The organism is Dyella acidiphila (assembly GCF_014863405.1).
Lineage (GTDB): Bacteria > Pseudomonadota > Gammaproteobacteria > Xanthomonadales > Rhodanobacteraceae > Dyella_B > Dyella_B acidiphila.
On sequence record NZ_JACZZA010000009.1, the window covers coordinates 1 to 16480 of the forward strand.

Sequence of the window (16480 nt, forward strand, 5' to 3'; positions counted from 1 at the left end):
AATGGTGATGCCGGGTGACAACGTGAAGATGAAGGTCGCGTTGATCGCTCCGATCGCGATGCAGGAAGGCCTGCGTTTCGCGATCCGCGAAGGCGGCCGTACCGTCGGCGCCGGCGTCGTCGCCAAGATCCTCAAGTAAGTTGCTCGACCAGAAACCGCCTGCTTGCAGGCGGTTTCTCGCAAGTGCTTGTCCTAGGGCGAAAGATCCGCTATAGTCGCCCAGCTAACCCGCCACATAACTGTCATGTCGTGTGGCTTACCGCGAAATGAGGCGCAGGAAGTGCTTCGAATTCGCTAACAAGGATGTTGCGGGGATTCCCGGTCGTAGAGCTAAGTCTCTGTAGCTGAAAGGGTTTCCGCGTACGTTATATGTCTGGGCAGGCCGGCATACGGCCTGCCCGGCGTTTTGGAGTCTCCTGGACGGCAAAAACGAGCCGGAGATTCGTTGTAGGACTTGCAGTGCTTAAGGGTTGTGCGAGGCGGTGAGAAGCCACCTCGATTCACAGAATTGTTCTTTAGATAACAGGACACGGTTATGGCGAACCAAAAGATTCGCATTCGGCTCAAGGCGTTCGATCATCGTCTGATCGACCGTTCGGCCAGCGAGATCGTCGAGACGGCCAAGCGCACCGGCGCTACGGTTCTCGGTCCGATTCCGCTGCCGACCAAGATCGAGCGCTACACCATTCTGGTGTCGCCGCACGTCGACAAAGACGCTCGCGATCAGTACGAAACCCGCACCCACAAGCGCGTGCTGGACATCGTCGATCCCAACGACAAGACCGTGGACGCGCTCATGAAGCTTGATCTCGCCGCTGGCGTTGACGTTCAGATCAAGCTCGGTTGAGCGATAGACAGGATACGAACATGAGTATCGGACTGGTTGGCCGCAAGTGCGGCATGAGCCGACTCTTCACCGAAGACGGACGCTCGATTCCGGTGACGCTGATTGAAGCGACGCCGAACCGCGTGACGCAGGTGAAGACGGAAGATAACGATGGTTACAGCGCAGTGCAGGTTGCTGCCGGCGTCAAGCGCGCCAGCTTGCTGACTGCTGCTGAGAAGGGTCATTACGCGAAGGCGAAAGTTGAGCCGGGTCGTGGCCTCTGGGAATTCCGCTTGAATGCGGCCGACCTCGGCAAGTACGCCGTGGGCGCTGAAATCAAGGCGGAAGAAGTGTTCCAGGTCGGCCAGATCGTTGACGTCGCTGGCGTCAGCAAGGGTAAGGGCTTCCAGGGCACCATCAAGCGCCACAACTTCAAGATGGGTGACGCTACCCACGGTAACTCGCTGTCGCATCGCGCGCCGGGTTCTATCGGTCAGCGTCAGACTCCGGGTCGCGTGTTCCCGGGCAAGAAGATGTCGGGCCACATGGGTGCAGTGAACCGCACCACGCAGGGTCTGGAAGTGGTCAAGGTTGACGCCGAGCGTCATCTGATCGCGGTGAAGGGCGCGGTACCGGGTGCTACCGGTGGCGACGTCATCATTCGCCCGACCACCAAGGGTTGAGGAGAGACGGCATGGAACTGAATGTTATTGGCGCCAAGCCGCTCAGCGTGTCGGACGATGTGTTCGGCGGCGAGTTCAAGCAGGCCCTGATTCACCAAGTGGTCGTCGCCTATCAGGCGGGCGGTCGCGCGGGTACCAAGGCGCAGCTTTCGCGTGGCGAACTGTCCGGTACCACCAAGAAGTTCAAGAAGCAGAAGGGCGGTGGCGCCCGTCACGGTGACTACCGTGCCCCGATCTTCGTGGGCGGTGGCGTGACGTTCGCAGCCAAGCCCCGCAGCTATGAGCAGAAGGTCAACCGCAAGGCTTATCGCGTGGCGATCCGCTCCATTCTTTCGGAGCTCAATCGTCAGGGTCGTCTGAAGGTGGTCGAGAGCTTCGGCATCGAAGCCCCCAAGACCAAGTCGATGATCGCCAAGCTGGCCGAGCTGCAGATTTCCGGTCGCGTGCTGCTGGTGTCGGAAGACGCCAACGAGGCGTTGTACCTGGCTTCGCGCAACATCCCGTACCTGCATGTGCTGGACGTGATGGCGCTGAATCCGGTCAGCCTGGTGGGCTCCGACCATGTGGTCATGACTGTTGAAGCAGTCAAGAAGGTCGAGGAGTGGCTGGCATGAGCAACGAACGCATTCTGAACACGCTGCGCGCGCCGCATATCTCCGAAAAAGCGGCCCGTCTTGCCGAAAGCAACCAGTACGTGTTTGTGGTCGCCCCCGAGGCGACCAAGGCCGATGTCCGTCAGGCGGTCGAGAAGATGTTCGACGTAAAGGTCGAGCAGGTGAATCTCGTCAACGCCAAGGGCAAGGTCAAGTCCTTCCGTTTCCGCGCGGGTAGCCGCCAGGGCAAGCGCAAGGCTTACGTCCGTCTCGCCGAAGGCCAGACGATCGACGTGGCGGCGAAGGCCTGAGCCAGGAGTTCTGACAGATGGCACTAATTAATCACAAGCCAACCTCGCCGGGTCGTCGCGACGCCGTCAGCGTCCGCACCGAGGGGCTGCATAAGGGCGCTCCCTACGCGCCGCTGACCGAAAGCCAGTCGAAGACGGGCGGTCGCAACCATTTTGGTCGCATCACCACGCGTCATCGCGGCGGCGGTCACAAGCAGGCTTACCGCATCATCGATTTCAAGCGCGACAAGGAAGGCATTGCCGCCAAGGTCGAGCGTCTGGAATACGATCCGAACCGCACCGCGCACATCGCGCTGCTGTGCTACGCCGACGGCGAGCGCCGCTACATCATCGCGCCGGCCGGCGTGGCGGTGGGTGATCGCGTGGTCTCGGGTCACGATGCTCCGATCAAGGTCGGCAACAGCCTGCCGCTGCGCAATATCCCGGTCGGTTCGACGGTGCATTGCGTGGAAATGAAGCCCGGCAAGGGTGCGCAGATTGCGCGTTCGGCCGGCGCCTCGGTGCAGCTGATCGCCCGCGAATCCGGTTATGCCACCCTGCGTCTGCGCTCCGGCGAAATGCGCCGCGTGCCGGTCGATTGCCGCGCCACCATCGGTGAAGTGGGCAATTCCGAGCACAGCCTGCGCAAGCTGGGCAAGGCCGGCGCCACCCGCTGGAAGGGCATCCGCCCGACCGTCCGCGGTGTGGTGATGAACCCGGTCGACCATCCGCACGGCGGTGGTGAAGGCCGTACCTCCGGCGGCCGTCATCCGGTCAGCCCGTGGGGCACGCCGACCAAGGGCTACAAGACCCGTAACAACAAGCGCACGCAGCAGTTCATCGTGCGTCGTCGCAAGTAATAGGAAACCGTCATGCCGCGTTCATTGAAGAAAGGTCCGTTCGTCGACCTTCACCTCGTGAAGAAGGTGGAAGCTGCGGTTTCCACCAACTCCAAGCGCCCGATCAAGACCTGGTCGCGTCGCTCCATGATCCTGCCGGAAATGGTGGGATTGACCATCGCCATCCACAACGGTCGCCAGCACGTGCCGGTGCTCGTCAACGAAAACATGGTCGGGCACAAGCTCGGCGAGTTTGCGGTGACGCGTACTTTCAAGGGCCATGGCGGCGATAAGAAGGGCAAGTGATGAGCACCGAAGCCAAAGCGATCCTGCGCAGCGCTCGCATTTCAGCGCAGAAGGCACGCCTGGTGGCTGACCTGGTTCGCGGCATGCCCGTGGGCCGAGCCAGCGACGTGCTCCAGTTCACCAACAAGAAGGCGGCGCACATGGTTCGTAAAGTGCTGCTGTCGGCCGTTGCCAACGCCGAGAACAACCTCGGCGCTGACGTCGACGAACTGAAGGTCTCCAAGATCTTCGTCGACGAAGGTCCGGCGATGAAGCGCATGTACGCCCGCGCCAAAGGCCGCGGTTCCCGCATCCTGAAGCGCACCAGCCACATCACTGTGGTCGTTGGTAACTGAGAGGACGTAGACGATGGGTCATAAAGTTCATCCCACCGGTATCCGCCTCGGCATTGCCAAGGACTGGAACTCGAAGTGGTACGCCAACAAGGGCGAATATGCCCAGTACCTCGCCGCCGACCTGAAGGTCCGCGAGATGCTGCGCAAGAAGCTGGCTGCCGCCGGTATCTCGAAGATCCAGATCGAGCGCCCGGCCAAGACCGCTCGCGTGACGATCTACACCGCCCGTCCGGGCGTGGTGATCGGCAAGAAGGGCGAGGACATCGAGAAGCTGCGCAAGGAAGTCAGCACGATGATGGGCGTTCCGGCGCACATCAACGTCAACGAAGTGCGCAAGCCCGAGATCGATGCCCAGCTGGTGGCCGAGTCGATCGCTCAGCAGCTCGAGCGCCGCATCATGTTCCGTCGTGCGATGAAGCGCGCCGTGGGCAATGCGATGCGCCTGGGCGCCCTGGGTATCAAGATCAACGTGTCCGGTCGTTTGAACGGCGCCGAAATCGCTCGTTCCGAGTGGAGCCGCGAAGGTCGCGTGCCGCTGCATACCCTGCGTGCGGACATCGACTACGGCACCGCCGAAGCGAAGACCCAGTACGGCATCATTGGCATCAAGGTCTGGATCTACAAGGGCGAAATCTTCGACTTGTCCCAGGTCGGCCAGGAGCCGAAGGAAGAGCAGTCCGCGCAGCCGCGCCGCGAGCGCGAGGGTGGCGAAGGCCGTCGTGAAGGTCGTCGTGATCGCGATGGTGGCGAAGGCCGCCGCGAGCGGACCAAGTAAGGAGAGTTGCCATGTTGCAACCCAAGCGAACCAAATACCGCAAGCAGTTCAAGGGCCGCAATGACGGCCTGGCCTTCAGCGCCAACCTCGTCAGCTTTGGCGAGTACGGCCTCAAGGCCACCACGCACGGTGCACTCACCGCGCGTCAGATCGAAGCGGCTCGTCGTTGCATCACGCGTTTCGTGAAGCGTGGCGGCAAGCTGTGGATCCGCGTGTTCCCGGACAAGCCGATCACCAAGAAGCCGATCGAAGTCCGAATGGGCGCCGGTAAGGGTGGCGTGGAGTACTGGGTCGCACCGATCCAGCCGGGCCGCATGCTTTATGAAATCGAGGGTGTCGACGAGGCCACCGCGCGCGAGGCGTTCCGCCTGGCCGCCGCCAAGTTGTCGGTGCAGACCCAGTTTGTATCCAGGGCGGTGATGTGATGGCCATCAAAGACCTAACGACCAAGTCGGCCGAAGAGTTGAAGCAGCATCTGTTGGACCTGCGCAAGGAGCAGTTCAATCTGCGCATGCAGAAGGGTACCGGCCAGCTCAACCAGCCGCATCAGCTGCGCCGCGTCCGGCGCGATATCGCCCGCACGAAGTTCGTGCTCGGCGGCAAGAAGTAAGAGGCGGCCGAGATGAGCGACAACAACAAGCAGGTACGCACCCTCGAGGGTCGCGTTATCAGTAACAAGATGGAAAAGACGGTTACCGTGCTGATCGAGCGCCAGGTGCAGCATCCGCTGCTGGGCAAGATCGTGCGCCGTTCCACCAAGCTCCACGCGCAGAACGACCTGGGCGCGAACGAGGGCGACGTGGTCCGCATCGCGGAATGCCGTCCGCTGTCCAAAACCAAACATCACCGCGTGGTCGAAATCGTCACGCGCGCCGAAGCGTAAGGGGAGGGTGCAGACATGATCCAGATGCAAAGCACGCTTTCCGCCGCCGACAACAGCGGCGCCAAGGAACTGATGTGCATCAAGGTGCTCGGCGGCTCCAAGCGCCGTTACGCCGCGATCGGTGACGTGATCAAAGTCACCGTGAAGGATGCCATTCCGCGTGGCAAGGTGAAGAAGGGTGAGGTGTACAACGCCGTGGTGGTTCGCACCGCCAAGGGCGTACGCCGCGCCGATGGTTCGCTGATCCGTTTCGACGGTAACGCGGCCGTACTCCTTAACAACAAGCTCGAGCCGATCGGCACCCGTATCTTCGGGCCCGTGACTCGTGAGCTGCGCGGCGAGAAGTTCATGAAGATCGTCTCGCTCGCACCCGAAGTGCTCTGAGGCGGAGAAGAACTATGAACCGTATCCGCAAAGGTGATCAGGTCCTCGTGATCACCGGCAAAAATAAAGGTCAGCGCGGCGACGTGCTGCGCGTTGAGGGCGATCGCGTGTTCGTCTCCAACGTCAACCTGGTCAAGCGTCACACCAAGCCGAATCCGCAGGCCAACCAGGCCGGTGGCATCGTCGAGCGTGAAGCTTCGATCCATATCTCCAATGTGCAGCTGTTCAACCCCGCCACGAACAAGGGTGAACGCGTTGGTGCCAAGACGCTCAGTGATGGGCGCAAGGTCCGCGTGTTCCGTTCGTCCGGCGAGGTCGTGGACGCGTAAGGAACACAAGTCATGACGCGCCTTGAAAACTTTTACAAAGAACAGGTCATCCAGAAGCTCACCGAGCGTTTTGGTTACCAGAACGTGATGCAGGTTCCCCGCATCACCAAGATCACGCTGAACATGGGCGTGGGCGAAGCTGCGGGCAACAAGAAAGTGCTCGAGAACGCCGTGGCCGATATGGCCAAGATCGCCGGCCAGAAGCCGATTACGACCAAGGCGCGCGTGTCCGTGGCCTCGTTCAAGATCCGCGACGGCTGGCCGATCGGCTGCAAGGTCACCTTGCGCCGCGCGAACATGTGGGAATTCCTGGATCGCCTGATCAACATCTCGCTGCCCCGCGTCCGCGACTTCCGCGGCGTGTCGGGTCGCGCCTTCGACGGCCGTGGCAACTACAACTTCGGCGTCAAGGAACAGATCATCTTCCCGGAAATCGACTTCGACGCCATTGACGCCGTGCGCGGTATGGATATCTCCATCACCACCACCGCCAAGACCGACGAAGAAGCCAAGGCGCTGCTGGAAGCCTTCAGCTTCCCGTTCCGCAACTAAGAGATCGCGAGAGATTTATGGCAAAGACCTCCATGGTTAACCGCGACATCAAGCGGACCAAGCTCGTCAAGAAGTACGCCGCCAAGCGCGCCGAACTGAAGGCGATCGTGCTGAACCCGAAGTCCTCCTACGAGGAAAAGATGGACGCGCAGGCCAAGCTGCAGAAGCTGCCGCGCGATGCCAGCCCGAGCCGCCAGCGCAACCGCTGCGAGCTGTCCGGTCGTCCCCGTGGCGTGTACCGCAAGTTCGGCCTGGGCCGTAACAAGCTGCGCGAAGCCACCATGCGTGGTGACGTGCCCGGCCTGCGCAAGGCCAGCTGGTAAATGTTTTAACGGTTGCCCGGCCCCGGGTGGGCAGGGCAGCCAGACCCGGCGGCGTGGTGACACGCTGCCGTCGATGCGACTTTGAAGCATCGGTATTCGCAAAAACCGAAAAATGCTGTTATGATCGACGGTCTGCATACCGCAGGTCGGCGTTCGTGCCGGCTCACAATCTAGAATTGATTTCCGGTTTTATCGGATATCGGTGCACTCTGAAGGAAGTTTTCATGAGCATGACTGATCCCATCGCCGATCTGTTTACGCGCATCCGCAATGCCCAGGCTACGGGCAAGCAGGCTGTCAGCGTGCCGTCGTCGAAGCTGAAGGTGGCACTGGCCAACCTTCTCAAGAACGAGGGCTACATCCTCGACGCCAAGTCCTCCACCCAGGAGGGCAAACCGGTGCTCGAGATCAAGCTCAAGTATTTCGAAGGCCGTCCGGCCATCGAGCGCATCGAGCGCGTCAGCCGCTCGGGTCTGCGCGTGTACCGTGGCAAGGGCGACCTGCCGAAGGTGCTCGGCGGCCTGGGTATTTCGATTATCTCGACTTCCAACGGTCTGCTGACCGATGCGCAGGCCCGTGCCAAGGGCGTGGGCGGCGAAGTCATCGGCCTGGTCGCGTAAGGAGCCTCCGATGTCCCGTGTTGCCAAGAAACCCATTTCCCTGCCGAAGGGCGTCGAGCTCAAGATCTCGGACGACAGCGTCGCCGTGAAGGGCCCGAAGGGCACTTTGTCCGTGCATGCCCTGCCGGGCGTGACGGTGGTCAACGACAACGGCACGATCAACATCCAGGTTGCCGAAGGCACGGATGACAAGTTCGGCGGCACCGCTCGCGCGCTGCTGGCCAACATGATCAAGGGCGTGTCGGAAGGCTATGAGCGCAAGCTGGAACTGGTCGGCGTGGGTTATCGCGCTTCGATGACCGGCAAGGCGCTGAACCTCAGCCTCGGCTTCTCCCACCCGGTCGTCTTCAATGCGCCGGAAGGGATCACCCTCGAAACCCCCACGCAGACCGAAATCCTGATCAAGGGTTCGGACAAGCAGGTGGTGGGCGAGGTTGCCGCCAAGATCCGTGGCTATCGTCCGCCGGAACCCTATAAGGGCAAGGGCGTGCGCTATGCCGGCGAGAAGATCACCCTGAAGGAAGCCAAGAAGGCCTAAGGCGAATCCTCCGCGATGAAGCCGGCCAGTCATGGCCGGATTCTGCAGAAGATCCAACGTCGAGAGCCGATCCGTTTCCGAGGAATATGACTATGAACAAGAATGAAGCTCGTCTGCGCCGCGCCAAGTCCACGCGCGCCCACATCCGCAAGCTTGCGGTGGCCCGCCTGTCGGTGCATCGCACCGGCCAGCATCTCTACGCCCAGGTGTTCGACGCCTCCGGCGAGAAGGTGGTAGCGGCCGCCTCGACCGTGCAGAAGTCGGTTGCCGAAAGCCTGAAGGGCACCAAGAACCTGACCGCTGCTGCGGCTGTCGGCAAGGCGATTGCCGAGCGCGCCAAGGCTGCCGGTATCGAAGCCGTTGCGTTCGATCGCTCCGGTTTCCGCTACCACGGCCGTATCAAGGCACTGGCTGACGCTGCCCGCGAAGCCGGCCTGAAGTTCTAATCAAGCAGTACTACAACAACTCCAAGCGGCTCCGCCGCAAGTAAAAGTCCCGGATGGTTCGGGCATACGGAAAAAGATATGTCTTCGACTGATCGTGAAAATTCAGACGGCCTGCTCGAGAAGCTGATCGCCGTCAACCGCGTGGCCAAGACCGTCAAGGGCGGCCGCCAGATGAGCTTCACCGCGCTGACCGTGGTCGGCGACGGCGAAGGCAAGGTCGGTTTCGGCTATGGCAAGGCGCGTGAAGTGCCGGTCGCCATCTCCAAGGCCATGGACCGTGCCCGCCGCAACATGGTGAACATCGATCTGAACAACGGCACCCTGTGGTACGCCATCAAGGCCAACCACGGCGCAGCCCGCGTGTTCATGCAGCCGGCTTCCGAAGGTACCGGCGTGATCGCCGGCGGTGCCATGCGCGCCGTGCTGGAAGTGGTCGGTGTGAAGAACGTGCTGGCCAAGGCCGTCGGTTCGCGCAATCCGATCAACCTGGTGCGCGCCACCATCAAGGGCCTGCAGGCCATTGCCTCGCCGAAGCAGATCGCTGCCAAGCGTGGCAAGACCGTGGAAGAGGTGCTGGGCAATGGCTAACAACGAAAAGACCGTCCGCGTCCGCCTGGTCAAGGGTCTGCGCGGTGTACAGAGCCGTCATCGCCTGAGCGTCAAGGCGCTCGGCCTGAACAAGCTCAACGACGTCCGTGAATTGAAGGACAGCCCGCAAGTGCGTGGTCTGATCAACACGGTCTATTACCTCGTGCGGGTTGAGGAGTAAGCATCATGCGTCTTAACGACATCAAGCCGGCTGCTGGTTCGCGCAAGACGCGCCTGCGCGTCGGCCGCGGTATCGGCTCGGGCCTGGGCAAGACTGCCGGCCGCGGCCACAAGGGTCAGCATGCCCGCGCCGGCGGCACCCACAAGTTCGGTTTCGAAGGCGGCCAGATGCCGCTGCAGCGCCGCCTGCCGAAGGTCGGCTTCCGCTCCAAGAAGAAGGCCGAGAGCCAGGAAGTGTTCCTGTATCAGCTGGCCAACCTGAAGGCGGACGTGATCGATGCGGTCGTGCTGCACCAGGCCGGCCTGATCGACAGCCGCGCCAAGAAGGTCAAGGTCGTCGCCAAGGGCGAAATCGGTCGTTCGGTGAAGCTGTCGGGTCTGCTGGCTACGGCCGGCGCCAAGGCAGCCATCGAAGCTGCCGGCGGCAGCGTGGAGTAATCACACGTGGCCGCAGCCAAGGGCACATCGGTCGGATCGCTCGGTAAATTGACCGAGCTGCGTCAGCGCATCTTCTTCGTGATCGGTGCGTTGATCGTGTACCGCCTCGGCTCGTTCATCCCGGTGCCGGGCGTGAACCCGGACGCGATGGCCAATCTGATTGGCCAGAGCGGCGGTCTGCTGGACATGTTCAACATGTTCTCGGGCGGTTCGCTGGGACGTTTTTCAGTGTTTGCGCTGGGCGTGGTGCCCTACATCTCGGCATCCATCGTGGTGCAGATGATGGGCTCCGTGATCCCGAGCCTGCAGGCGCTGCGTAAGGAAGGGCAGTCCGGCCAGCGTCAGCTGACCACGTATACCCGCATCGGCACGGTCGGCCTGTCGGCCTTCCAGGCCTTCGGTATCGCCATGGCGCTGATGAAGCAGTCCAGTGGCGGCATGCCGGTGGTGTACATGCCCGGGTTCGGCTTCGTGCTGTCCTCGGTGGTGGGTCTGACGGCCGGCTCCATGTTCCTGATGTGGCTGGGCGAGCAGATGACCGAGCGCGGCATCGGCAACGGCATTTCGCTGTTGATCTTCGCCGGTATCGTCGCGGGCCTGCCGGGTGCGGTAGCGCATACGCTGTCGATGTCCGGCAATGGCGAGCTGAGCACGATCAAGCTGGTCATGGTGGTGGCGCTGGTGCTCGCGGTGACGGCCTTCGTGGTGTTCATGGAGCGTGCGCAGCGGCGCATCACCGTGAATTACGCACGGCGGTCGGGTGGTCAGCGTTCCTATATGAACCAGACCTCGCATCTGCCGCTCAAGATCAATATGTCGGGCGTTATTCCGCCGATCTTCGCGAACAGTATCCTGATGTTCCCGGCGATGGCGGCGACCTGGGGCAATGCCAGCCACCAGTCGCGCTGGCTGCAGGACCTGATCCAGGTGCTGACGCCGGGCGAGCCGCTCTACGACATCGTTTATGCAGTGCTGGTGATCACCTTCGCCTTCTTCTATACGGCGATCGTGTTCAACTCGCAGGACACGGCCGACAACCTCAAGCGGTCTGGCGCGCTGATTCCGGGTATCCGCCCGGGTCGCTCCACCGCTGACTACATCGATTCCGTGATGACCCGTCTGACTGGCGTGGGTGCCCTCTACCTCGTGCTGGTCTGTCTGGTACCAACGTTCATGCAGAACGCCTGGCATGTTCCGTTCTACTTCGGCGGCACCTCGCTGCTGATCGTGGTGGTAGTGGTAATGGACTTCACGGCACAGGTGCAGGCGCATCTGGTGAGTCACCAGTACGAAGGTTTGCTTAAAAAGGCCAATCTGCGCCGCGGCTGAGGCTGCAGGTGGGCTAGGGTGGAAAGAGGGCGGCGGCTGCCGCAGGGCTTTCCTGACAGTTTGATTAAGGTTAGAATTGCGCGTTTACCGCGCAAGAAAGCATCGGAGAAAGTACATCATGGCGCGCATTGCGGGTGTCAATTTGCCGGTCCAGAAGCATGTCTGGGTTGGCCTGCAGAGCATCTTTGGCATCGGCCGCAGCCGGGCCAAGAAGGTCTGCGAAGCGGCGGGCGTGAGCCCGAACGTGCAGATCAAGTCGCTCAGCGAAGGCGAGGTGGAGAAGATCCGCCACGAGATCGCCAAGTATGTGGTGGAAGGTGACCTGCGCCGCGAAGTCGGTATGGCCATCAAGCGTTTGATGGACCTGGGTTGCTACCGCGGTCTGCGTCACCGCCGCGGCCTGCCGGTGCGCGGCCAGCGCACGCGTACCAACGCCCGTACCCGCAAGGGTCCGCGCCGCGCGATCAAGAAGTAATTGGTCGCTTACTAAGAGATTTGGATTCCGAACATGGCAAAGCCAGTTAAGACCAAGAAGAAAGTCAAGCGCGTAGTCACCGATGCGGTGGCCCACGTGCAGGCATCCTTCAACAACACCATCGTCACCATCACCGACCGCCAGGGCAACGCGCTGTCGTGGGCCACTGCCGGCGGCGCGGGCTTCCGCGGTTCGCGCAAGTCGACCCCGTTCGCTGCCCAGGTTGCCGCCGAAAAGGCCGGCCGTGCTGCAGGCGACTACGGTGTGAAGACGGTGGAAGTGCGGATCAAGGGCCCCGGCCCGGGCCGCGAGTCGGCGGTGCGTTCGCTGAACGCCCTCGGCTACAAGGTTCTGAACATTATCGATGTCACGCCGATTCCGCATAACGGCTGCCGTCCCCCCAAGAAGCGTCGCGTCTAAGGAGCACAACCATGGCACGTTATCGTGGAGCTACCTGCAAACTCGCGCGTCGTGAAGGTTCGGACCTGAGCCTGAAGAGCCCGGCGCGCGCCCTCGACTCCAAGTGCAAACTGGAGAACAAGCCCGGCCAGCATGGCGCCAACAAGCGCGCTCGCTTGTCCGACTATGCCGTGCAGCTGCGTGAGAAGCAGAAGGTCAAGCGCATTTACGGTGTGCTCGAGCGTCAGTTCAGCAACTACTACACCAAGGCGTCGACCCTCAAGGGCAACACCGGTGAAAACCTGCTGCGCCTGCTCGAATGCCGTCTGGACAATGTCGTCTATCGCATGGGTTTCGCGGTCACCCGCGCCCAGGCCCGTCAGCTGGTCTCGCACAAGGCCGTGCTGGTCAATGGCAAGAAGGTCAACATCCCGTCCTACCAGGTTCGCCCGGGTGACGAGATCGCGGTGAGCGAGCGTGCGCGCAATCAGTTGCGCGTGCAGGAAGCCGGCACCGTGTTCGACACCATGGATCTGCGCCCGCAGTGGGTGGAAGTGGATAGCAAGAAGTTCGCCGGCACGTTCAAGTCGGTGCCGGATCGTGCAGACCTGCCGACCGACATCAACGAAGCGCTGATCGTCGAGCTTTACTCGAAGTAATCAACCGGAGCCCTGCATGGCAGTTTCGTCAACTAGCGTGCTGCGGCCTCGCGGCCTCAGCGTCGAGCAGCTCGGACCGAATCGCGCCAAGGTCGTGGTGGAGCCGCTTGAACGTGGTTTTGGTCACACCCTGGGCAATGCGCTGCGCCGCGTGCTGCTTTCCTCGATCCCTGGCAGTGCCATTGTCGAGGTGGAAATCGATGGCGTGCTGCACGAATACACCACGCTGGAAGGTCTGCAGGAGGACGTGATCGAAGTCCTGCTGAACCTCAAGGAAGTGGCCATTCGTCAGCACACGGGTGATGAAGTCACCCTGACCTTGTCCAAAAAGGGCAAGGGCGTAGTGACCGCGGGTGACATTACCGTGGATCACACGGTGGAGATCATCAATCCGGAACACGTGATCTGCCACCTGACCAAGGACATCGCGCTGAACATGCGCCTGAAGGTGCGTCGGGGCGTCGGCTACCAGCCGGCCAGCCTGCGCCAGCACCCGGACGACGAAGCGCGTCCGATCGGTCGCCTGCAGCTCGATGCCTCGTTTGCGCCGGTGCTGCGCGTGGCTTACGAAGTGGACGCGGCTCGTGTCGAGCAGCGCACCAACCTCGATAAGCTCGTGCTCGACATCGAGACCAACGGCACCATCGGTGCGGAAGACGCGGTTCGCAAGGCCGCTGAAATCCTCAACGACCAGCTGTCGGTGTTCGGTGACTTCTCGCGCCGCGAAAGCGCCACGGACAAGGCGGAGAAGGGCGGTTTCGATCCGCTGCTGCTGCGTCCGATCGACGATCTGGAGCTCACCGTGCGTTCGGCAAACTGCCTGAAGGCCGAGAGCATCTACTACATCGGCGATCTGGTGCAGAAGACCGAAGTGGAGCTGCTGAAGACGCCGAACCTCGGCAAGAAGTCGCTCACGGAAATCAAGGATGTCCTCGGCGTGCGTGGTCTCGCCCTGGGCATGAAGCTGGAAAACTGGCCGCCGCCGGGCCTCTCGCACGGCATGCAGCTGGGCTGATCTACCGCAGCCGCAGTCGAACATCGACTGCGGCTGTTGGTTTGTGAGGCGATCACCTTTGATCGCCGTGTTGGTTAAATGCGGCCATGCCTGGCCGCACTCTTATAAGAGCCCGTTTCAGCAAGGGCTTCGATAGCGGGAAACCCGCGGGAAGCCGGCCATAAGGACCGGTTTTTCATAACAACAGACAAGAGAGTCTCATCATGCGTCATATGAAATCCGGGCGTAAGCTCAACCGTACCAGCAGTCATCGCGAAGCGATGTTCAAGAACATGGCCGCGTCGCTGATCAAGCACGAGCTGATCCGCACGACCCTGCCCAAGGCGAAGGAACTGCGCCGCGTGGCCGAGCCGCTGATCACCCTGGCCAAGACCGATGGCGTTGCCAACCGCCGCCTCGCCTTCGCGCGTCTGCGCGACAAGCAGGCCGTGGGCAAGCTGTTCGTGGAACTGGGCCCGCGTTACCGCGAGCGTCCCGGCGGCTACCTGCGCATCCTCAAGTGCGGCTTCCGCCCGGGCGACAATGCGCCGATGGCGTATGTCGAACTGGTTGACCGTCCGCGCACCACCGAGGCGGTCGACGCCGAGTAAGCCGCGCCCGGCGCGATCTGGACGTCCAAATGCCAAAACCCCGGCCGGGCAACCTGCCGGGGTTTTGCTTTTCCGGAACGCCACGCACGGCAGCTGACAGCGCCCCGGCGAGCGGGTAATGTCAGCGTCCCGCCCCCCACTCCGTCCCGCCATGAACCCCCTCCGCTGGTCCTACCGCGTCAGCTTTCTCGTTGGCTTTCTGATCTGCGTCGCCCTGCTCGCGTTTGCGCTGTATGCCGAATACGGGCTGGGTATGGAACCGTGTCCGCTGTGCATCTTCCAGCGCATCGGCTTTATGGTGATGGCGGTGTTTTTCCTGCTTGGCGCGATTCACGGTCCCAAGGCCGGCGGCCGCTGGTTCTATACCGGCCTGGTGCTGGTAGGCGCGCTGTTCGGTATGGCGGTGGCCGGCCGGCATCTGTGGATCCAGTCGCTGCCGGCGGACCAGATCCCTGCCTGCGGCCCCAATCTGGCCTATATGTTCGATGCGTTTCCGCTGGCCAAGGTGCTGAAGCTGGTGTTCACCGGTTCCGGCGAATGCGCCAAGGTGCAGCCGATTCTTGGGCTGCCGATGCCGTTCTGGACCTTGTTGTGGTTCATCCTTTTGTCTGTGCTGGCGATTCGCGCGACCCTGCAGCGCGCGGCGCCGAGGTTGCGTCTATGAATGATGTAGTCACGGCGTTGCCGCCGAACTGGTCGCCGCTCTCCTGGCAGCAGCGCGTGGCGCTGCAACAGCCCAAGTATGAGGATTCGGCCGAGCTGACCCATGCGATCGCCGAGCTGGCGCAGCTGCCGCCGCTGGTCACCTCCTGGGAAGTGCTGGCGCTGAAGCAGGCTTTGGCCGAAGCGCAGGAAGGCAAGCGCTTCCTGCTGCAAGGCGGCGACTGCGCGGAAAGCTTTGCCGACTGCAGCAGTCCGATCATTTCCAACCGCCTGAAAGTGCTGCTGCAGATGAGCCTGGTGCTGGTGCACGGACTCAAGCGGCCGGTGCTGCGTGTAGGCCGCTTTGCCGGGCAGTACGCCAAGCCCCGTTCTATCGATACCGAAACCCGCGACGGGGTGACGCTGCCGAGTTTCCGCGGCGATGTGATCAACGGTCCGGAATTCACCCCCGAAGCACGTCGCGCCGACCCGCAGCGCCTGATCCGCGCCCACGCGCATTCGGCGCTGACCATGAACTTCGTGCGCGCCCTGATCGACGGCGGCTTCGCCGATCTGCATCACCCGGAATACTGGGATCTGGCCTGGGTGGAACATTCGCCGCTGGCTGCCGAGTACCGGCGCATGGTGCAGGGCATCGGCGATTCCCTGCGCTTCATGGAAACCCTGGCCGGCCCCATCGCCGGCTTCACCCGGGTGGATTTTTTCACCTCGCACGAAGCGCTGCTGCTGCACTACGAGCAGGCTTTGACACGTCAGGTGCCGCGTCATCGCGGTTGGTTCAATCTGTCCACGCACTTTCCGTGGATCGGCATGCGCACGGCCGCCCTGGATGGCGCGCATGCGGAATATTTCCGTGGCATTCGCAATCCGATCGCGGTGAAGGTCGGCCCATCGGTGACGCCGGAACAATTGCTGCCGCTGATCGAGCTGCTCAATCCCGAGGACGAGCCCGGCCGCCTCACACTGATTCACCGCATGGGCAATGCGCAGATCGCCAGTGCACTGCCGTCGCTGCTGGAAGCAGTAAAACGCGAAGGACGGCGCGTGCTATGGGTGGCCGATCCGATGCACGGCAATACCGAAAGCACTTCGATCGGCTACAAGACGCGCCGCTTCGACAATATCCGCGGTGAGCTGGAGCAGGCGTTCGATATTCACGCAGCGGCCGGTACACGCCTGGGCGGCGTGCATCTGGAGCTGACCGGCGAGGATGTCACCGAGTGCATGGGCGGCGCGCGCGATCTCAGCGAAGCGGATCTGCAGCGTGCGTACAAATCGATGGTCGATCCACGCTTGAATTACGAGCAGTCGCTGGAGCTGGCGATGCTGATCGTGCGCAAGTCGGAGCATGTAGCCTGACTTGCAGCCGCGTCATTCCGGCCTTCGGAATGACGCGGCAGTAACAGTGGATCACGCACGCGA

Annotated in this window: 30 protein-coding genes; all 30 read left to right on the forward strand. The window is 62.1% G+C overall.

Annotated features, from left to right (window positions below):
* On the forward strand, positions 1-139 hold a 139-nt coding region (locus tag IGX34_RS14420; protein ID WP_486599026.1), incomplete at its 5' end, for an EF-Tu C-terminal domain-related protein.
* A 396-nt stretch (positions 140-535) separates the two neighbouring features.
* A complete protein-coding gene (gene rpsJ, locus IGX34_RS14425) occupies positions 536-847 on the forward strand; it encodes a 30S ribosomal protein S10 (protein WP_014402136.1) in 312 nt (103 codons plus the stop codon).
* A gap of 20 nt (positions 848-867) precedes the next feature.
* The gene (gene rplC, locus IGX34_RS14430; RefSeq protein WP_192556432.1) at positions 868-1509 is read left to right on the forward strand and encodes a 50S ribosomal protein L3; all 642 of its coding nucleotides are present in this window, start codon (positions 868-870) and stop codon (positions 1507-1509) included.
* Positions 1510-1520: 11 nt separating this feature from the next.
* Positions 1521-2123, forward strand: a complete 603-nt coding sequence (gene rplD, locus IGX34_RS14435; RefSeq protein ID WP_192556433.1) for a 50S ribosomal protein L4 — start codon at positions 1521-1523, stop codon at positions 2121-2123.
* Complete coding sequence (gene rplW, locus IGX34_RS14440; RefSeq protein WP_192556434.1) at positions 2120-2413, forward strand: 50S ribosomal protein L23; 294 nt, start codon at positions 2120-2122, stop codon at positions 2411-2413. The genes rplD and rplW overlap by 4 nt, the downstream gene beginning before the upstream one ends.
* A 17-nt stretch (positions 2414-2430) precedes the next feature.
* Positions 2431-3252 carry a 50S ribosomal protein L2 gene (rplB, locus tag IGX34_RS14445; protein WP_192556435.1) on the forward strand — a complete coding sequence of 274 codons (822 nt, stop codon included), beginning with the start codon at positions 2431-2433 and terminating at the stop codon, positions 3250-3252.
* 12 nt (positions 3253-3264) lie between these two features.
* On the forward strand, positions 3265-3537 hold the full coding sequence (rpsS, locus tag IGX34_RS14450; protein ID WP_115477112.1) for a 30S ribosomal protein S19: 273 nt from the start codon (positions 3265-3267) through the stop codon (positions 3535-3537).
* Positions 3537-3872: a 50S ribosomal protein L22 gene (gene rplV / locus IGX34_RS14455; protein WP_192556436.1), complete on the forward strand. Its 336-nt coding sequence runs from the start codon at positions 3537-3539 to the stop codon at positions 3870-3872. The genes rpsS and rplV overlap by 1 nt, the downstream gene beginning before the upstream one ends.
* Positions 3873-3885: 13 nt before the next feature.
* The gene (gene rpsC / locus IGX34_RS14460; protein WP_192556437.1) at positions 3886-4647 is read left to right on the forward strand and encodes a 30S ribosomal protein S3; all 762 of its coding nucleotides are present in this window, start codon (positions 3886-3888) and stop codon (positions 4645-4647) included.
* An 11-nt stretch (positions 4648-4658) separates the two neighbouring features.
* Positions 4659-5072 carry a 50S ribosomal protein L16 gene (rplP, locus tag IGX34_RS14465; RefSeq protein WP_115477109.1) on the forward strand — a complete coding sequence of 138 codons (414 nt, stop codon included), beginning with the start codon at positions 4659-4661 and terminating at the stop codon, positions 5070-5072.
* Positions 5072-5257 carry a 50S ribosomal protein L29 gene (rpmC, locus tag IGX34_RS14470; protein ID WP_128899626.1) on the forward strand — a complete coding sequence of 62 codons (186 nt, stop codon included), beginning with the start codon at positions 5072-5074 and terminating at the stop codon, positions 5255-5257. The genes rplP and rpmC overlap by 1 nt, the downstream gene beginning before the upstream one ends.
* 12 nt (positions 5258-5269) lie before the next feature.
* Positions 5270-5530 (forward strand): 30S ribosomal protein S17, encoded by a 261-nt coding sequence (rpsQ, locus tag IGX34_RS14475; RefSeq protein WP_192556438.1) that lies wholly within the window; start codon positions 5270-5272, stop codon positions 5528-5530.
* Positions 5531-5545: 15 nt separating this feature from the next.
* Positions 5546-5914: a 50S ribosomal protein L14 gene (rplN, locus tag IGX34_RS14480; RefSeq protein ID WP_115477106.1), complete on the forward strand. Its 369-nt coding sequence runs from the start codon at positions 5546-5548 to the stop codon at positions 5912-5914.
* A gap of 14 nt (positions 5915-5928) precedes the next feature.
* Entirely contained in the window at positions 5929-6243 is a 315-nt protein-coding gene (rplX, locus tag IGX34_RS14485) for a 50S ribosomal protein L24 (RefSeq protein ID WP_192556439.1), read from the forward strand.
* 12 nt (positions 6244-6255) lie between these two features.
* On the forward strand, positions 6256-6795 hold the full coding sequence (gene rplE, locus IGX34_RS14490; RefSeq protein WP_192556440.1) for a 50S ribosomal protein L5: 540 nt from the start codon (positions 6256-6258) through the stop codon (positions 6793-6795).
* A 17-nt stretch (positions 6796-6812) separates the two neighbouring features.
* Positions 6813-7118, forward strand: a complete 306-nt coding sequence (gene rpsN, locus IGX34_RS14495; protein ID WP_192556441.1) for a 30S ribosomal protein S14 — start codon at positions 6813-6815, stop codon at positions 7116-7118.
* A 224-nt stretch (positions 7119-7342) separates the two neighbouring features.
* Complete coding sequence (gene rpsH, locus IGX34_RS14500; protein WP_192556442.1) at positions 7343-7738, forward strand: 30S ribosomal protein S8; 396 nt, start codon at positions 7343-7345, stop codon at positions 7736-7738.
* Positions 7739-7748: 10 nt separating this feature from the next.
* Positions 7749-8276: a 50S ribosomal protein L6 gene (rplF, locus tag IGX34_RS14505; protein WP_192556443.1), complete on the forward strand. Its 528-nt coding sequence runs from the start codon at positions 7749-7751 to the stop codon at positions 8274-8276.
* An 86-nt stretch (positions 8277-8362) separates the two neighbouring features.
* Entirely contained in the window at positions 8363-8722 is a 360-nt protein-coding gene (gene rplR / locus IGX34_RS14510) for a 50S ribosomal protein L18 (protein ID WP_192556444.1), read from the forward strand.
* 78 nt (positions 8723-8800) lie between these two features.
* Entirely contained in the window at positions 8801-9310 is a 510-nt protein-coding gene (gene rpsE, locus IGX34_RS14515; RefSeq protein ID WP_188799883.1) for a 30S ribosomal protein S5, read from the forward strand.
* Positions 9303-9491, forward strand: a complete 189-nt coding sequence (gene rpmD / locus IGX34_RS14520) for a 50S ribosomal protein L30 (protein ID WP_026635849.1) — start codon at positions 9303-9305, stop codon at positions 9489-9491. Before rpsE ends, rpmD begins: the two co-directional genes overlap by 8 nt.
* Before the next feature lie 5 nt (positions 9492-9496).
* Positions 9497-9928 carry a 50S ribosomal protein L15 gene (gene rplO, locus IGX34_RS14525; protein ID WP_192556445.1) on the forward strand — a complete coding sequence of 144 codons (432 nt, stop codon included), beginning with the start codon at positions 9497-9499 and terminating at the stop codon, positions 9926-9928.
* 6 nt (positions 9929-9934) lie between these two features.
* Positions 9935-11257, forward strand: a complete 1323-nt coding sequence (secY, locus tag IGX34_RS14530; protein WP_192556446.1) for a preprotein translocase subunit SecY — start codon at positions 9935-9937, stop codon at positions 11255-11257.
* Positions 11258-11375: 118 nt separating this feature from the next.
* Positions 11376-11732, forward strand: a complete 357-nt coding sequence (gene rpsM, locus IGX34_RS14535) for a 30S ribosomal protein S13 (protein WP_192556447.1) — start codon at positions 11376-11378, stop codon at positions 11730-11732.
* Between the two features lie 33 nt (positions 11733-11765).
* Positions 11766-12152: a 30S ribosomal protein S11 gene (rpsK, locus tag IGX34_RS14540; protein WP_115477094.1), complete on the forward strand. Its 387-nt coding sequence runs from the start codon at positions 11766-11768 to the stop codon at positions 12150-12152.
* An 11-nt stretch (positions 12153-12163) separates the two neighbouring features.
* Positions 12164-12790 carry a 30S ribosomal protein S4 gene (gene rpsD / locus IGX34_RS14545; protein ID WP_192556448.1) on the forward strand — a complete coding sequence of 209 codons (627 nt, stop codon included), beginning with the start codon at positions 12164-12166 and terminating at the stop codon, positions 12788-12790.
* A 16-nt stretch (positions 12791-12806) separates the two neighbouring features.
* Entirely contained in the window at positions 12807-13805 is a 999-nt protein-coding gene (locus IGX34_RS14550) for a DNA-directed RNA polymerase subunit alpha (protein ID WP_192556449.1), read from the forward strand.
* A gap of 203 nt (positions 13806-14008) precedes the next feature.
* Entirely contained in the window at positions 14009-14395 is a 387-nt protein-coding gene (rplQ, locus tag IGX34_RS14555) for a 50S ribosomal protein L17 (RefSeq protein ID WP_192556450.1), read from the forward strand.
* Between the two features lie 151 nt (positions 14396-14546).
* Positions 14547-15059 (forward strand): disulfide bond formation protein B, encoded by a 513-nt coding sequence (locus tag IGX34_RS14560; RefSeq protein ID WP_192556451.1) that lies wholly within the window; start codon positions 14547-14549, stop codon positions 15057-15059.
* Positions 15056-16417, forward strand: coding sequence for a class II 3-deoxy-7-phosphoheptulonate synthase (locus IGX34_RS14565; protein ID WP_192556452.1), 1362 nt, complete (start codon positions 15056-15058; stop codon positions 16415-16417). Before IGX34_RS14560 ends, IGX34_RS14565 begins: the two co-directional genes overlap by 4 nt.
* Positions 16418-16480 lie beyond the last annotated feature (63 nt).

Excerpts from the sequence above, each read along its gene's own strand:
- rplB (WP_192556435.1), top strand. The coding sequence starts at position 2,431 with ATGGCACTAATTAATCACAAGCCAACCTCGCCGGGTCGTCGCGACGCC.
- rpsE (WP_188799883.1), top strand. The coding sequence starts at position 8,801 with ATGTCTTCGACTGATCGTGAAAATTCAGACGGCCTGCTCGAGAAGCTG.
- rplN (WP_115477106.1), top strand. The coding sequence starts at position 5,546 with ATGATCCAGATGCAAAGCACGCTTTCCGCCGCCGACAACAGCGGCGCC.
- rpsH (WP_192556442.1), top strand. The coding sequence starts at position 7,343 with ATGAGCATGACTGATCCCATCGCCGATCTGTTTACGCGCATCCGCAAT.
- rplO (WP_192556445.1), top strand. The coding sequence starts at position 9,497 with ATGCGTCTTAACGACATCAAGCCGGCTGCTGGTTCGCGCAAGACGCGC.
- rplD (WP_192556433.1), top strand. The coding sequence starts at position 1,521 with ATGGAACTGAATGTTATTGGCGCCAAGCCGCTCAGCGTGTCGGACGAT.
- rpmD (WP_026635849.1), top strand. The coding sequence starts at position 9,303 with ATGGCTAACAACGAAAAGACCGTCCGCGTCCGCCTGGTCAAGGGTCTG.
- rplC (WP_192556432.1), top strand. The coding sequence starts at position 868 with ATGAGTATCGGACTGGTTGGCCGCAAGTGCGGCATGAGCCGACTCTTC.
- rpsM (WP_192556447.1), top strand. The coding sequence starts at position 11,376 with ATGGCGCGCATTGCGGGTGTCAATTTGCCGGTCCAGAAGCATGTCTGG.
- rpmC (WP_128899626.1), top strand. The coding sequence starts at position 5,072 with ATGGCCATCAAAGACCTAACGACCAAGTCGGCCGAAGAGTTGAAGCAG.
- rpsS (WP_115477112.1), top strand. The coding sequence starts at position 3,265 with ATGCCGCGTTCATTGAAGAAAGGTCCGTTCGTCGACCTTCACCTCGTG.
- rplP (WP_115477109.1), top strand. The coding sequence starts at position 4,659 with ATGTTGCAACCCAAGCGAACCAAATACCGCAAGCAGTTCAAGGGCCGC.
- rpsN (WP_192556441.1), top strand. The coding sequence starts at position 6,813 with ATGGCAAAGACCTCCATGGTTAACCGCGACATCAAGCGGACCAAGCTC.
- rplX (WP_192556439.1), top strand. The coding sequence starts at position 5,929 with ATGAACCGTATCCGCAAAGGTGATCAGGTCCTCGTGATCACCGGCAAA.
- rpsD (WP_192556448.1), top strand. The coding sequence starts at position 12,164 with ATGGCACGTTATCGTGGAGCTACCTGCAAACTCGCGCGTCGTGAAGGT.
- rplF (WP_192556443.1), top strand. The coding sequence starts at position 7,749 with ATGTCCCGTGTTGCCAAGAAACCCATTTCCCTGCCGAAGGGCGTCGAG.
- rplW (WP_192556434.1), top strand. The coding sequence starts at position 2,120 with ATGAGCAACGAACGCATTCTGAACACGCTGCGCGCGCCGCATATCTCC.
- IGX34_RS14550 (WP_192556449.1), top strand. The coding sequence starts at position 12,807 with ATGGCAGTTTCGTCAACTAGCGTGCTGCGGCCTCGCGGCCTCAGCGTC.
- rpsJ (WP_014402136.1), top strand. The coding sequence starts at position 536 with ATGGCGAACCAAAAGATTCGCATTCGGCTCAAGGCGTTCGATCATCGT.
- IGX34_RS14565 (WP_192556452.1), top strand. The coding sequence starts at position 15,056 with ATGAATGATGTAGTCACGGCGTTGCCGCCGAACTGGTCGCCGCTCTCC.
- rplE (WP_192556440.1), top strand. The coding sequence starts at position 6,256 with ATGACGCGCCTTGAAAACTTTTACAAAGAACAGGTCATCCAGAAGCTC.
- rplQ (WP_192556450.1), top strand. The coding sequence starts at position 14,009 with ATGCGTCATATGAAATCCGGGCGTAAGCTCAACCGTACCAGCAGTCAT.
- IGX34_RS14560 (WP_192556451.1), top strand. The coding sequence starts at position 14,547 with ATGAACCCCCTCCGCTGGTCCTACCGCGTCAGCTTTCTCGTTGGCTTT.
- rplR (WP_192556444.1), top strand. The coding sequence starts at position 8,363 with ATGACTATGAACAAGAATGAAGCTCGTCTGCGCCGCGCCAAGTCCACG.
- rplV (WP_192556436.1), top strand. The coding sequence starts at position 3,537 with ATGAGCACCGAAGCCAAAGCGATCCTGCGCAGCGCTCGCATTTCAGCG.
- rpsQ (WP_192556438.1), top strand. The coding sequence starts at position 5,270 with ATGAGCGACAACAACAAGCAGGTACGCACCCTCGAGGGTCGCGTTATC.
- rpsK (WP_115477094.1), top strand. The coding sequence starts at position 11,766 with ATGGCAAAGCCAGTTAAGACCAAGAAGAAAGTCAAGCGCGTAGTCACC.
- rpsC (WP_192556437.1), top strand. The coding sequence starts at position 3,886 with ATGGGTCATAAAGTTCATCCCACCGGTATCCGCCTCGGCATTGCCAAG.